Source organism: Ralstonia flaminis (assembly GCF_958415495.1).
GTDB lineage: Bacteria > Pseudomonadota > Gammaproteobacteria > Burkholderiales > Burkholderiaceae > Ralstonia > Ralstonia flaminis.
In genome coordinates this window covers 83,693-97,226 of sequence record NZ_CATZLL010000012.1, presented here as the reverse complement: position 1 = coordinate 97,226, position 13,534 = coordinate 83,693, and the positions used below count along the sequence as shown (strand labels likewise).

At 64.0% G+C, this 13,534-nt stretch carries 10 protein-coding genes; 5 read left to right on the top strand and 5 right to left on the bottom strand.

Going from position 1 to position 13,534, the window contains the following annotated elements:
* Nucleotides 1-546: 546 nt before the first annotated feature.
* The 5 genes from R2N11_RS18275 (at nt 547) to R2N11_RS18255 (ending at nt 7,307) form a co-directional block, all read left to right on the top strand.
* On the top strand, nt 547-3,567 hold the full coding sequence (locus tag R2N11_RS18275) for an Rne/Rng family ribonuclease (protein WP_316681906.1): 3,021 nt from the start codon (nt 547-549) through the stop codon (nt 3,565-3,567).
* 181 nt (nt 3,568-3,748) lie between these two features.
* Nucleotides 3,749-4,882 carry a GTP 3',8-cyclase MoaA gene (gene moaA, locus R2N11_RS18270; protein WP_316681904.1) on the top strand — a complete coding sequence of 378 codons (1,134 nt, stop codon included), beginning with the start codon at nt 3,749-3,751 and terminating at the stop codon, nt 4,880-4,882.
* Between the two features lie 20 nt (nt 4,883-4,902).
* Nucleotides 4,903-5,517: a molybdenum cofactor guanylyltransferase MobA gene (mobA, locus tag R2N11_RS18265; RefSeq protein WP_199030082.1), complete on the top strand. Its 615-nt coding sequence runs from the start codon at nt 4,903-4,905 to the stop codon at nt 5,515-5,517.
* 27 nt (nt 5,518-5,544) lie between these two features.
* Nucleotides 5,545-6,825 (top strand): molybdopterin molybdotransferase MoeA, encoded by a 1,281-nt coding sequence (gene moeA, locus R2N11_RS18260; RefSeq protein WP_316681903.1) that lies wholly within the window; start codon nt 5,545-5,547, stop codon nt 6,823-6,825.
* A 203-nt stretch (nt 6,826-7,028) separates the two neighbouring features.
* Nucleotides 7,029-7,307, top strand: a complete 279-nt coding sequence (locus R2N11_RS18255; RefSeq protein ID WP_021195388.1) for a membrane protein — start codon at nt 7,029-7,031, stop codon at nt 7,305-7,307.
* Between the two features lie 68 nt (nt 7,308-7,375).
* Here the strand turns inward: R2N11_RS18255 and R2N11_RS18250 are convergent, their stop codons facing one another.
* The 5 genes from R2N11_RS18250 to pncB all read right to left on the bottom strand — a co-directional run bounded on the left by R2N11_RS18250 (nt 7,376) and on the right by pncB (nt 13,447).
* On the bottom strand, nt 7,376-8,848 hold the full coding sequence (locus tag R2N11_RS18250) for a DNA recombination protein RmuC (protein ID WP_316681902.1): 1,473 nt from the start codon (nt 8,846-8,848) through the stop codon (nt 7,376-7,378).
* Between the two features lie 17 nt (nt 8,849-8,865).
* Nucleotides 8,866-9,870: a 2-hydroxyacid dehydrogenase gene (locus R2N11_RS18245; protein WP_316681901.1), complete on the bottom strand. Its 1,005-nt coding sequence runs from the start codon at nt 9,868-9,870 to the stop codon at nt 8,866-8,868.
* A 19-nt stretch (nt 9,871-9,889) separates the two neighbouring features.
* Nucleotides 9,890-11,299: a sodium:proton antiporter gene (locus R2N11_RS18240; RefSeq protein ID WP_316681899.1), complete on the bottom strand. Its 1,410-nt coding sequence runs from the start codon at nt 11,297-11,299 to the stop codon at nt 9,890-9,892.
* Nucleotides 11,300-11,437: 138 nt separating this feature from the next.
* Nucleotides 11,438-12,169: a LutC/YkgG family protein gene (locus R2N11_RS18235; RefSeq protein WP_316681898.1), complete on the bottom strand. Its 732-nt coding sequence runs from the start codon at nt 12,167-12,169 to the stop codon at nt 11,438-11,440.
* A gap of 96 nt (nt 12,170-12,265) precedes the next feature.
* Nucleotides 12,266-13,447 carry a nicotinate phosphoribosyltransferase gene (pncB, locus tag R2N11_RS18230; protein ID WP_316681896.1) on the bottom strand — a complete coding sequence of 394 codons (1,182 nt, stop codon included), beginning with the start codon at nt 13,445-13,447 and terminating at the stop codon, nt 12,266-12,268.
* Nucleotides 13,448-13,534 lie beyond the last annotated feature (87 nt).

Here is a 13,534-nt window from a genome sequence, read left to right as displayed (position 1 = left end):
AGGACGTGAACCAAAGATCACGTCGGCAAAACCGGCCAGCGTAGAACGAGCAGCTGGTAGAACAGAATTCAAAAGCGGGCGCCACATGGTCTCCATACGGCGCCCGCTTGGTGAAAGAAGCCCTTGCCGCACCATAGTTGGTGCCGGCCGGCTCAGTATCCGGTTACCGCGTTGCCATGCGGTCCGGCGGCAAAACTCCAACAAGCAGCACGCCGCCCGATTCGCCCGCCGCGGGTTTCGCCCGGACACGCCGCGCCGTCTATTCGCTCTTTGTGGTCGCTTCACGCGACTCGCCGCCGCCGGCCCACCCGCACAACGCGTTGGGCCCGTGGCACGAGTGACAGGACGCGCGACAGGACGCCAACCGCGTCCGCGAACTCCGCCCTGACATCCATGGTGACGCGTGTAATGTCCTCATTTCTTTCGCCCGTGCCCCGTCGTACCGTCTTTTTATCGGTCGACACTCCGGCAATTCTTTGACCACCCGCTCCGCCTTCGCGTGCTCCATGAAGCGCCGTGCTCGCACGGCATTGGAGTGAGGTTGCAATGAAACGCATGTTGTTCAATGCGACGCAGCAGGAAGAATTGCGCGTTGCCATTGTCGACGGTCAGAAACTGATCGACATCGACATCGAAACCGCCGGGCGCGAACAGCGCAAAGGCAACATCTACAAGGGTGTCATCACCCGCATCGAACCGTCGCTGGAGGCCTGCTTCGTCAATTACGGCGAAGAGCGGCACGGTTTTCTCCCCTTCAAGGAAGTCGCCCGCGCCTATTTCAAGGCCGGCGTGGACGTGCGCACCGCGCGCATCCAAGACGCCCTGTCTGAGGGCCAAGAGCTGATCGTCCAGGTCGAGAAGGAAGAACGTGGCAACAAGGGCGCTGCCCTGACCACCTTCATCTCGCTGGCCGGCCGCTACCTGGTGCTGATGCCGAACAACCCGCGTGGTGGTGGCGTGTCGCGCCGTATCGAGGGTGAAGACCGCCAGGAACTGCGCGAAACCATGGCGCAGCTGGAAGTGCCGGATGGCATGAGCATCATCGCCCGCACCGCCGGTATCGGCCGCTCGGCCGAAGAGCTGCAGTGGGACTTGAACTACCTGATGCAGTTGTGGAAGGCCGTGGATGGCGCTGCCGTCGACAACAAGGCGCCGCTGCTGATCTATCTCGAATCCAGTCTGGTGATTCGCGCAATTCGCGATTACTTCCAGCCGGATATCGGTGAAATCCTGATCGATACGGATGATATCTACGATCAGGCCCGCGCCTTCATGAGCGTGGTGATGCCCGACAACATGAATCGGGTGAAGAAGTACCGCGACGACGTTCCCCTGTTCTCGCGCTTCCAGATCGAACACCAGATTGAATCGGCGTATTCGCGCATGGTGATGCTGCCCTCGGGCGGCGCCATCGTGATCGACCACACCGAGGCGCTGGTCGCCATCGACGTGAACTCGGCCCGCGCCACCAAGGGCGCGGATATCGAGGAAACCGCCGCGCGCACCAACCTCGAAGCCGCCGACGAAATCGCCCGCCAGCTCCGCCTGCGTGACTTGGGCGGCCTGATCGTGATCGACTTCATCGACATGGAGTCGAGCAAGGCCCAGAAGGACGTCGAGACCCGCCTGAAAGACGCGCTGCGCCACGACCGCGCCCGCGTGCAGATGGGCAAGATCAGCCGCTTCGGCCTGATGGAGCTGTCGCGCCAGCGCCTGCGTCCGTCGCTGTCGGAAGGCTCGCACGTCACCTGCCCGCGCTGTAACGGCACGGGCCACATCCGCGATACCGAATCGTCCGCCCTGCAGGTGCTGCGCATCATCCAGGAAGAGGCGATGAAGGAAAATACCGCCGCGCTGCACTGCCAAGTGCCGGTGGAAGTGGCTGCGTTCCTGCTCAATGAGAAACGCCCGGACATCAACCTGATCGAGACGCGCTTCAAGGTCAATGTGCTGCTGATCCCGAACAAGCATCTGGAAACGCCGCACTACAAGCTGGAGCGCCTGCGCCACGACGATCCGCGCCTGGACGACACCAAGGCCAGCTACAAGATGGCCGAGGAAGCCGCCAAGGAGCTGGAAGCCGACACCGCTTACAGCACCCGCAAGGAAGCGGCCAAGCCGCGTCAGGAAGCGGCCGTCAAGGGCATCACGCCGGAACAACCCGCACCGGTGTCGGTGCCGCGTCCGGAGCGTCCAGCTCGCGCCGAAGCCACCCCGGCCCCGCAAGTGGCTGCGCCGGTACCTGCCCAAGGCGGATTCATCTCGTGGCTGAAGTCGCTGTTCGGCGGCAAGCCGGCTGAGCCGGTGGTTGCAGCGCCGGTCGAAGCACCGAAGCAACGTGCGGAAGATGGCAACCGCCAAGGTCGTGGCAATCGCCAAGACCGTGGTGGTCGTGGCCAGCGTGGTGAACGCGCGGAACGTGGCGAGCGCCAGGGTCAAGGCCAGCAACAAGGTGGCCGCGACGGCAACCGCCAAGGCCGTGACCGCAACGAAGCCCGCGAAGGCCAGCAACAACAAGGCCAGCGCGAAGGTCAACGTGACGGCCAACGCGGCAATCGCGACCGCAACCGCCAGCCGGCCCAGATCGAAGGCGGTGCACGCGAAACCGCTGAAGCCCGTCAGCCGCAACAGGGTCAGGAAGCCCGCGGTGAAGGCCAGGGCCGCCGCGAACGCAATCAGGAACGCCGTGAGCGCCAGCCGCGCGAAGGTGCCCGCGAGGGCCGTGAAGGTCGTGAGACCCGCGAACCGCGCGAGCCGCGTGAAAACCGCGAGCGTGATCAACAAGCCAAGGAAGCCGCTGCCGTGGCCGCTGAAGGCCTGATCGATCAAGCCGCGCCGCAAGTGCCGGAAACCCTGCTCGACACCACGGTGCCGGCGGAAGCCGTGACCGCGGAAGGCGTTGTGCCGGGCGCAGAAGGCAACGGTGAGGGCGAAGAACGCCGCCGCCGTGGCCGTCGTGGCCGCAACCGCTATCGCCGTGACCGTGAAGGCGCAGAAGGCGTGCGCGCGGAAGGTGAAGACGACGCGGAAGGCAGCGAAAGCGCCATCGCAGAAACCGAAGTGCATGCTGCGCCTGAAGGCAACCAGCCCGCCGAGCCGGCACCGCACACGACCGTGACTGAGCCGGTGCAGACCGCCTCGTTCGCACCGGTCGAGGCGCCGGCCCCGGTGGTCCAGGAGCCCGTGCTTGCGGCTGACGCCGTGGCACCGGTCGCTGCCGCGCCTGCTGTGCAGCCGACTGAACCGGCCGTGGTGGTGGCTGCCCCTGCAGTTGAAGCTGCCAAAGCTGCTGTCGCAACTGCAATGGCCGCTGCACCGGCACCGGTCAGCACGATCGCCAAGGCTGCGCCGCTGTCCGTCGAAACGCTGCAAAGCGTGGTGACCAACGTCGGCATGACGTGGGTTCACACGGACGCACAGAAGCTGCAAGCCTCGCAGGAAGAGGCTGCCCGCACCGTCACGCCGCCGCGCGTGCCGCGTGAGCGCAAGCCGCTGCCGCCGATCCAGCAAGGTCCGATGATCCTGGTTGAGACCGGCCGCGTGCAAAGCGGCGCTGACCAACAGTAAGCGCTCTACTGGCGGGTAACCGCCGGCGCATTGCCTGAGGGCGGCTTCGGCCGCCCTTTTTCCTGTGCACGGCTCGTGGGGACTGAATTGTGCTCCCCGCGTCAAACAGGGGCTGCGCTACACTCGAAGATGTCTCCAGCGTGATCGTCCCGCCTTGTGGATTGATGCGCCGCAACACACCATGACCGAAACCGTCATCCCCCTCTACGATCTGCGCGACGGCCAGCACCATCGCGCTACGGTGCCAGCCGTGCCGGACACGCTCGTCCCTGCACAGGGCTGGCTGACGGACACACGCGGCCGCCGGCTGCACGATCTGCGTATCTCGGTCACGGATCGCTGCAATTTCCGCTGCGTCTACTGCATGCCGAAGGATGTGTTCGACAAGGACTACCGCTTCCTGCGTCACTCCGAACTGCTGTCGTTCGAGGAGATCGAGCGCATGGCCCGCCTGTTCATCGAACACGGCGTGGAGAAGATCCGCCTCACGGGCGGCGAGCCCTTGTTGCGCAAGGACATTGAGCGCCTGGTCGAGATGCTCGCGCGCCTGACCACCGCAGAGGGCAAACCGCTGGACCTGACGCTGACGACCAACGGTGCCCTGCTGGCACGCAAGGCACAGTCGCTCAAGGACGCCGGTCTGAACCGCGTGACCGTCAGTCTGGATGCCATCGACGATGTGGCCTTCCGCCGCATGAACGACGTCGATTTTGCCGTGAGCGAGGTACTGCACGGTATCGAGGTTGCACAGAAGGTGGGCCTTGCGCCGCTCAAGGTCAACATGGTCGTCAAGAAAGACGACAACGACAGCCAGATCGTGCCGATGGCGCGCCATTTCCGGGGCAGCGGCATCATCGTGCGTTTCATCGAATACATGGACGTGGGCACGACCAACCACTGGGAGATGGGCTCCGTCGTGCCGTCGGCCGAGGTGGTCAAGCGCTTGTCTGCCGCGTTTCCGCTGGAGCCGGTTTCGGCCAACTACAGCGGCGAGACTGCCGAGCGCTGGCGCTACGTGGATGGCGCGGGCGAGATCGGCGTGATCTCCAGCGTCACGCAAGCGTTCTGCCACGACTGCACGCGCGCGCGGCTCTCGACCGAGGGCAAGCTGTACCTGTGCCTGTTCGCGACCGAAGGCTTCGACCTGCGCGCCCTGCTGCGCGGCGGCGCGACTGATCTTGAACTCTCCAACTCAATCCGCGCCATCTGGCAGGGCCGTGCAGATCGCTACTCGGAACTGCGCGCCAATGGCCAAGCCCATCCGGCGGGCCCGCAGGGCGGACGACGTATTGAAATGTCCTACATCGGCGGCTGAGCCCGCCAGCCACCCACCACATGATTTCCACATCCGACATCACCGGCCTGATACTGGCCGGCGGCCGGGGCAGCCGCATGGGCGGAGTCGACAAAGGCCTGCAGACATTCCGCGGCGCGCCGATGGCGATGCATACGCTGATGCGCCTGTCGCCACAGGTTGACCACATGCTGATCAACGCCAACCGCAACCTGGCCGCGTACGAATCGTTTGGCGTGCCGGTGGTGGTGGACTCGGTGCCGGATTTCGCCGGACCGCTGGCCGGTGTGCTTGCGGGGCTGGAGCAATGCCAAACGCGCTATCTGCTAACCGCGCCGTGCGATTCGCCGTTCGTGCCAACCGATCTGGCTGCCAGGCTATCGGCCGCGCTTGAAGATGCAAACGCGCGCATCGCCATGCCGGTAACGCTGGAGCCCGACGCGCATGGTCAACCGCGCAGGCAGGTGCAGCCGGTGTTCTGTTTGATCGATGCGCTGCTGGCAGACGACCTGACCGCTTACCTGCAAGGTGGCGGCCGTAAGATCGAAACCTGGACTGCGCGCCACTCGACGGTAGAAGTGTTGTTTGACGACACCGCCGCCTTCGCCAACATCAACACGCTGGAAGAACTGCACCACCTGGCCGAGCGCCGCTAGAGCGCTGCCCCCTCCCTCATCGACGTCATGACCACCCTCGCCTCCGTCGTTTCCTGCCTGTCCGATTACGATCCGAACGCGCTGCCGGTCGCGCAGGCGCAAGCCATCATGCGCGACTTCGTGCAGCCCATCAGCGGCTTTGCACGGGTACCAATCCGCAGCGCGCTCGACCGTGTCCTGGCCGAAGATGTGCTGTCGTCCATCGACGTGCCTTCGCATGACAACTCGGCGATGGACGGCTTTGCCTTTGCCAGCGCCGAACTCTCACAGGGTACGGGCGACGTGTCGTTGCGCGTGATCGGCACGGCGTACGCCGGTGTTGCATTCGATGGGGTTCCCGGCGCGGGCGAAGCCGTACGCGTCATGACCGGTGCGGTGATGCCTGCCGGCTGCGATACGGTGATCCCGCAGGAATTCACCCAGGGCGACGCAAACAACGTCCGCTTTGCTCGCGACGCCGTGCGCACCGGCGACAACCGCCGCCTGCGTGGCGAAGACCTCGCCCGGGGCAGCGCAGCGCTGGCGGCCGGCCGCATCCTCCGCCCAGCCGATATCGGTTTGCTCGCCTCGCTTGGCATCGCCGAAGTGGCAGTGCGTCGCAAGCTGCGCGTGGCGTTCTTCTCCACCGGCGACGAGCTGCGCTCCATCGGCGAACCACTCGACGCCGGCTGCGTATACGACTCGAATCGCTACACGCTGCACGGCATGCTCTCGCGCCTAGGCGTGGAGTTGATCGACATGGGCGTCGTGCGCGACGATCCGGCCGCGCTCGAAGCCGCCTTCCGCACCGCCACCGAGAACGCCGACGCGATCATCACCTCAGGCGGCGTGTCCGTCGGCGAGGCCGATTTCACCAAACAGATGATGGCCAAGCTCGGCGACGTGACGTTCTGGAAGATCGCCATGCGCCCAGGCCGACCCATGGCCTTCGGGCGCATTGCGTCCAACGGCCGCAGCGCCTTCCTGTTTGGTCTGCCGGGCAACCCGGTGGCGGTCATGGTGACGTTCTATCACTTCGTGCGCGGCGCCCTGCTGCGCATGATGGGCGCAACGGAATCAGGCACGCTGCTGGTACCGGCCGTGAGCGTGGCGCCAATCCGCAAGCGCCCCGGCCGCACGGAGTATCAGCGCGCCATTGCTGCGCTGAACGATCGCGGCCAGCTCGAAGTCCGCCTGACCGGCCAGCAAGGCTCGGGCGTGCTGCGGTCCATGAGTGAGGCGAACTGCTTCGTGGTGCTCGCACACGAGCAGGGCCAGGTGAACGCGGGGGATGCCGTACAGATCCTGCTGTTCGATGGGCTGATCTGAGACCTGAGACCTGTGTCGTCTGACATATTGTCGTTGCAGGCAGGCCCCATCACAGTGCGAGCGTGGCGCTCACGGCGCCTCGTGCTTAAAGCAAGGCTGCATATTGTCGGTTTTTTGCGTCACCCTCAGGGCGCGGGTATCGGCGAGTCGGTCGATTCGCTACACTTTGCGCCAGTTTGAATGATTAGAGCTTGCGTGACGCCATGATGAAAAGGGAGATTGTCTACCTCCACCCCGCCCACACCGCGCGTGCGCTGGTGTTGGTGTACCTATGTTTCTCGCTCCCGATCGTCGGGCTGGTCTTCTTTACCGGCTTTGTCCGCACGGGTGAACTCCCGGCCATTGCCATTCTGAGCGGTTTGCTCCTCAACGCGCTCATCGGTTTTGGCGCGCTCTGGCTTGGCTGCCACGCGTATAACTGGGTCGCCGCACGCTTTGGCGGCATCGAGATCGCATTGCGCGATGTACCGGAAGAAGCCTGACCCGGGCGAAGACGGATAAAAGAAGGGGCGGAAATTTCCGCCCCTTTTCTTTTGCTGATGCCGTTGGCTTATTCTGCCTCGACCTCGTCATCCAATGGTGCGGCTGACTCCAAACCCAATACGTTCTGCGCAGATTCGCTCGGCAGCGCCTCCACCGCCTTGAGCTTGCGATTCATCTGGCGCGTACGCACCTCGGCCTGCTCGATGTTGCTGACCGCGCGCTCCAGCGTCTTCTTGGTCGCGGCCAGCACATCGCCGAACTTGCCGAACTCGCTCTTCACCGCGCCCAGCACCTGCCAGACCTCGCTGGAACGCTTCTCCAGTGCCAGCGTGCGGAAACCCATCTGCAGACTGTTGAGGATGGCCGTGAGTGTGGTCGGCCCCGCGACCGTCACGCGGAACTTGCGCTGCAACTCATCCGTCAGGCCCGGACGGCGCAGCACTTCAGCATAGAGTCCTTCGGTGGGCAGGAAGAGAATCGCAAAATCCGTCGTCGCTGGCGGCGCGATGTACTTCTCATGAATGGTCTGCGCTTCCTTGCGCACTGCCACCTCAAGCTCGCGGCTGGCAGTAGCGGCGGCCTCCGCATCGGCGCGTTCCTGCGCGTCGAGCAGGCGCTCGTACTGCTCCTTCGGGAACTTGGCGTCGATGGGCAACCAGACCGTGGCGTCACGATCCGCATCGGTCTTGCCGGGCAGGCGGATGGCAAATTCAACGCGTGCGCCGGTGCCACGCACGGTTTCGACGTTCTTGTCGTACTGCTCGGGCGTGAGCATCTGCTCCAGCAGCATTTCAAGCTGGACTTCGCCCCAGGTACCGCGCGTCTTCACGTTGGTCAGCACCTTCTTCAGGTCGCCTACGCCTTGCGCCAGCGCCTGCATTTCGCCCAACCCACGGTGCACCTGCTCCAACCGGTCGGACACCAGCTTGAACGATTCACCCAGGCGCTGCTCCAGCGTTGCATGCAGCTTTTCGTCAACGGTGCGGCGCATCTCATCAAGCTTGGTCGCGTTGTTGGCCTCGATGTCCTTGAGCTTTTGCTCCAGCGTGGCACGCACCTCAGCCAGGCGACGCTCGTTGCCCTCGCCCAGTTGGGCGAGCTGCTGTTGCATCGCCTCGCCAAAGCGGCGCAGCGCGTTGCCCTGCTCCTCGCGCGCTTGTTGGGCCTGCTGCTGCAGGCTCTGGCGCACGGCTTCCAACTGCTGGGTGTTCGTCTCCGTCAACTTGGTGAGCTGCTGGGCGAACGTGTCGATCTGATTGTTCTGCAGCGTGGCGACGCTGGTGAGCTGCGTCGCCAGCACCTGCTGGAACTGCCCCAGCTGTTGCGTGATGTCGCTGCGGCCGATACGTGCCGACTCGCCAATCTCGCCGCGCAACTCGCGCTCGATGCGTTCATTGCCGCGCGCAAGCTCATCGCGTAGCGCCGCAAGCATCGGCGACACATCATTTGCAGCCGGGCGCGAGACGCCTCGCCAGATCAGTACACACAGCACGGCCACAATGGCCACGCCAAACAGCGTCAGTAAAGCCAACCAATCCATAAGGGCGTTCAGTTCGATCAGGAAGCGGCGCGCTGCACAGCCAGCGCGTCCGGGTTCAACAGGTTGGGCGGCTGGCCTGCGCGCGGGCCGAAACCGAGTGCGGCAATCAGGTTGTCAGCGGCCATGTTGGCCATGCCCAGGCGCGTGCCCAACGTGGCGCTGGCAATGTGCGGCGTGAGCGCGACATGCTCGGCCTCCAACAGCGCCGGATGCACCTTCGGCTCGCCTTCGTACACATCGAGGCCGGCCGCGAAGATGCGCTTGTCAGCCAGTGCCTGCGCCAGCGCAGCATCGTCGACGATGCCGCCGCGCGCGAGGTTGACCAGCGTGGCGGTGGGCTTCATCTGTGCCAGCTCGGCCGCGCCGATGGCGTGATGGCTTTCCTTGGAATACGGCAGCACCAGCACGAGGTGATCGGCCTGCTTCAGCAGTTCCTCTTTACTGACGTACGTTGCACGTGTGTCCTGCTCGATCTCGGGCGCGAGCCGGCTGCGGTTGTGATAGATCACGCGCATCGAGAAGCCGCTCGCACGACGCGCCAGTGCTTGCCCGATCCGGCCCATGCCGAGAATGCCCAGCGTGCTGCCGTACACCTCGGCGCCGAGGAACATGTCGTACGTCCAGCGCTTCCACTGCCCCGCACGCAACCAGTGCTCGGACTCCGGCACGCGGCGGGCGGCCGCCATCAGCAGCGCCCAGCCAAAGTCCGCCGTCGTCTCGGTCAGGATGTCTGGCGTGTTGGTGGCGAGAATGCCCGCGCGCGTCATCGCCGGCAGATCGAAGTTGTTGTAGCCGACCGCCATGTTGCACACCGCACGCAGCGTCGGTACACGGCTGATCAACTCGGCGTTGATGGTGTCGGCGGCATTAGACAGCAACCCCACGCGGCCCTGCAGGCGCTCGGCCAGGGCTTCGGGCGGATAGACGACATCCGCCTGGTTGTCGATCACGTCGAAGGTTTCGCGCAGGCGCTCCAGCACTTCAGGAAACATCGCGCGGGTGACAAGGATTCCGGGTTTCATACGCTCAGCACACGTTCGGTTAGCGGAAGAAAACGAAGGTCATCAGCCCAAAGATCGGCACCAGAATGCCCACAGACCACAACATGTAGCCGAAGAAACTCGGCATCTGCAGGCCACGGCTCTCGGCAATGGCCTTGACCATCAGGTTGGGCGCGTTGCCGATGTAGGTGTTCGCGCCCATGAACACGGCCGCAGCCGAAATGGCCGCCAGCGTGGAGGCGCCCTCGGTCATCAGCATCTTGGCGTCGCCGCCGGCAGTATTGAAAAACACGAGATACGTCGGCGCGTTGTCGAGGAAGGACGACAGCAACCCCGTTGCCCAGAAGTACATCGCGTTGTTCGGCTGCCCGGCGCTGTCGTTGACGAGGCGAACGATCATCGCGAACGGACCGTCCACACCCGACTTGAGCATGGCGATGACCGGCCCAATGGTGATGAAGATCCCGGCGAACAACTTGGCGACCTCGAGGATGGGCTCCCAGTTGAATTCGTTGCCGGCGCGCGCGCTGCCAGGCGTGAGCCAGAGCGAGAGCAAAGCGATGCAGACCAGACCAATGTCACGCACCACGTTCTGCAGCAACACCTCGGTGCCCATCACGTTGAAGACGATGCCGGGCTTCCACAACCCGCTCATCAGCACGAGGCCCAGGATGCCGGCCAGCAGGATGAAGTTGACGTTGCCCTCGAAGCGCAGCGGGCCCGCCTCGTCGGGTGTGGCATCGGTGATGTTGGGCAGTTCTTCCTTGCCCGTGTGATAGAAGTAGCTGTCGACAGCAAAGAAGATCGCCAGGAGCAGCACCCACATCATCAGCGTCTCGCGCCAGAGGTACTTGGCAGTCCAGAAAAAATCGACGCCCTGCAGGAAACCGAGGAACAGCGGCGGATCACCCAGCGGCGTCAATGCCCCACCCGCGTTGGCCACCAGAAAGATAAAGAACACGACAACGTGCGCACGGTGCCGGCGCGCCTCATTGGCGCGCAGCAGTGGCCGGATCAGCAGCATGGCCGCCCCGGTCGTGCCCATGATGCTGGCGAGAACCGTGCCCAGCCCGATGAGGCCCGTATTCAGTTTTGGGGTGCCGTGAATATTGCCGCGAATGCAGATACCGCCGGCCACCACGTACAGTGCGGCGATCAGCGCGATGAACGGAATGTACTCCCCAAGCGCGGCGTGGATGACCGAGGCAACGGCGGACTCACCGCCAAAGCCGATGCCGAATGGCACCAGAAACGCCAGCGCCCATGCTGCTGCAATCTTGCCGTAGTGGTCATGCCAAAGCTTGGGCGCCACCAGCGGTGCGATGGCAATCGACAGCAGGATGCCGGCAAACGGAGCGCCCCACCACAACGACAGCTCGGCGCCACTCACGTCGGCGGCACGCGCCAGGCCACAGAAAAACAGGAAGGCAAGGGGCCAGAGGCGTTTCACGTAGACGTTCTCCTAAGCATTGGCGCGCCGCAAAGTTACGCGCCACACGAACAAAGACGCCAGTGTAAACGCCTAGGGGCGGTTACCCGATGAAACGTACACACATGTTTGACAGGACCGCCTGGGCAAACCCAGGTATCAGGCGCCTGTCACGACAATGACGTGCACGCGGTACGGGCCGTGCGCGCCGAGCACGATGGTCTGCTCGATATCGCCCGTGCGGGAGGGCCCACTGATGACGTTGGTCGCGCGCGGCAATTCGCCCCGCTCCGAGCGCATCAACGTGTAGGCATCCTCCAGGTGGGCGACGATGCGCGACTGCGGCACCACGGCGATATGCGTCTCGGGCAGCAACGCGGCAGAGGCCACGTTTTCCGGCCCCGACAGCAGCATCAACGAGCCAGTCTCGGCAATCGCGCAGAAGCAGCCGGTAATGCCAACGAGGTCACCGTGGTCATGGTCGGCTTGTGGCTCGCGCACCGGCGGACGGAATTCGACCGTGACGCCAGCGGCCGCCCAGTCGAGCGATTGCAGCGTAGTCCAAGCGACGGCGCGCGGTGCAAGGTTCAAGCTGGACAGATAACGCGCCGCAGCCGCTGGCACGTCAGCCAGCGTGGCAACAGACTCCAGCGTGGAGGCCATCTTCAGTGCCTGCTCGGCAAAGTGCGTAGCGAGGTCTTCGGGCATCGGCGGACGCGGGCCAGCTGGATGGCGCGCAATATAGTCCGCCACAGCGTCGCGCTCGCCTTGCGTAGGTTGCTTCGGACGATGTTGCGCGTTGCGGATGCGCGCGAAAATGGCGTCGCGTGCGCGGGTCGTGTCGAGCGGATCAACAGGATCCTGCGCGGGGGAATCGGCTCGTGTGGTCATATCCGGAACGGCTGGCGTGGGATCGGTCGATTATACGAGCCGGTCAACGCCAAACCGCACAACGCCGCTGAAACTTATTGGGCGATCGCGTGAACCTTATTGCACGCCAAACACCTGCTTGAGATACGTAAGATAAGCAGGATCGTCGCACATGGTCTTCTCGGGCGCGTCCGATAGCTTGGCCACCGGCTGGCCATTGCAGCGGACCATCTTGATGACGATCTGCAGCGGCGTGTAGCCCAGGTCGTTGGTCAGGTTGGTCCCCACGCCGAACGCCAGCTTGCAGCGGCCATGAAAACGCTCATACAGAGCGATGACCTTGGGCATATCCAGGCTGTCGGAGAAGATCAGCGCCTTCGATTTGGGCTCGGCGCGCATGTCGTCGTAATGCTTGAGCATGCGCTCGCCCCATTCGAACGGGTCGCCGGAATCATGGCGCACGCCATCGAAGAGCTTGCAGAAGAACATGTCGAAATCGCGCAGGAAGGCGTCAAAGCCGTAGGTGTCCGACAGCGCGATACCGAGGTCGCCGCGATACTCCTTGGCCCACGTCTCCAGCGCAAAGATCTGCGAATCGCGCAGGCGCGGGCCCAGCGCCTGGCAGGCCTGCAGGTATTCATGCGCCATGGTGCCCAGCGGCGTCATGCCGTGCTTCATGGCGAAGTAGACGTTGCTGGTGCCGGCGTATTGGGCGCCGAGCTGCGCGCGTGTCTCCAGCAGCACATGCTCATGCCAGGTGTGTGAAAAGCGGCGGCGCGTGCCGTAGTCGGCGATACGGCAGTCTTCCAGGCCGGGGCGCATCAGCGAGCCCAGCTTGTTGGTCAGGCGGCGCTTGCCTTCGTCCCATTGCGGGTGACTCTGCGTGCGGCTAAAGAACACCTCGTTGACGATGGCCAGCACCGGCACCTCAAACATGATGGTGTGCAGCCACGGCCCGGCGATGACAATCTCGATCTGCCCGTCGCTGCCGGCGCCATTGGTCGATGCGGGGCGCACCTCGATGTACTTCTCGTTCAGGTGGAACAGGCCGAGAAAATCGACGAAATCGCTTTTGATGAAGCGCAGGCCGCGCAGGTAATCCAGTTCCGCCTCGGTAAAGCGCAGCGTGCAGAGATGGCGGATTTCGGCGCGGATCTCCTCGATGAACGGCACCAGGTCAACGCCCGTGTTGCGGCACTTGAAGCGGTATTCAACGTGCGCACCAGGAAAGTGATGCAGCACCACCTGCATCATGGTGAACTTGTACAGATCGGTATCGAGCAGCGAGTGGATGATCATCGGGTAGTGCCAAAAACCACGTGGATTGGCCGCCATGCTAACCGAAGCCCGCCCAAGCGCCCGCCTCCATCACAGAAATCCCGCACG

Excerpts from the sequence above, each read along its gene's own strand:
- R2N11_RS18255 (WP_021195388.1), top strand. The coding sequence starts at position 7,029 with ATGATGAAAAGGGAGATTGTCTACCTCCACCCCGCCCACACCGCGCGT.
- moeA (WP_316681903.1), top strand. The coding sequence starts at position 5,545 with ATGACCACCCTCGCCTCCGTCGTTTCCTGCCTGTCCGATTACGATCCG.
- R2N11_RS18275 (WP_316681906.1), top strand. The coding sequence starts at position 547 with ATGAAACGCATGTTGTTCAATGCGACGCAGCAGGAAGAATTGCGCGTT.
- mobA (WP_199030082.1), top strand. The coding sequence starts at position 4,903 with ATGATTTCCACATCCGACATCACCGGCCTGATACTGGCCGGCGGCCGG.
- pncB (WP_316681896.1), bottom strand. The coding sequence starts at position 13,447 with ATGATCATCCACTCGCTGCTCGATACCGATCTGTACAAGTTCACCATG.
- R2N11_RS18245 (WP_316681901.1), bottom strand. The coding sequence starts at position 9,870 with ATGAAACCCGGAATCCTTGTCACCCGCGCGATGTTTCCTGAAGTGCTG.
- R2N11_RS18235 (WP_316681898.1), bottom strand. The coding sequence starts at position 12,169 with ATGACCACACGAGCCGATTCCCCCGCGCAGGATCCTGTTGATCCGCTC.
- moaA (WP_316681904.1), top strand. The coding sequence starts at position 3,749 with ATGACCGAAACCGTCATCCCCCTCTACGATCTGCGCGACGGCCAGCAC.
- R2N11_RS18250 (WP_316681902.1), bottom strand. The coding sequence starts at position 8,848 with ATGGATTGGTTGGCTTTACTGACGCTGTTTGGCGTGGCCATTGTGGCC.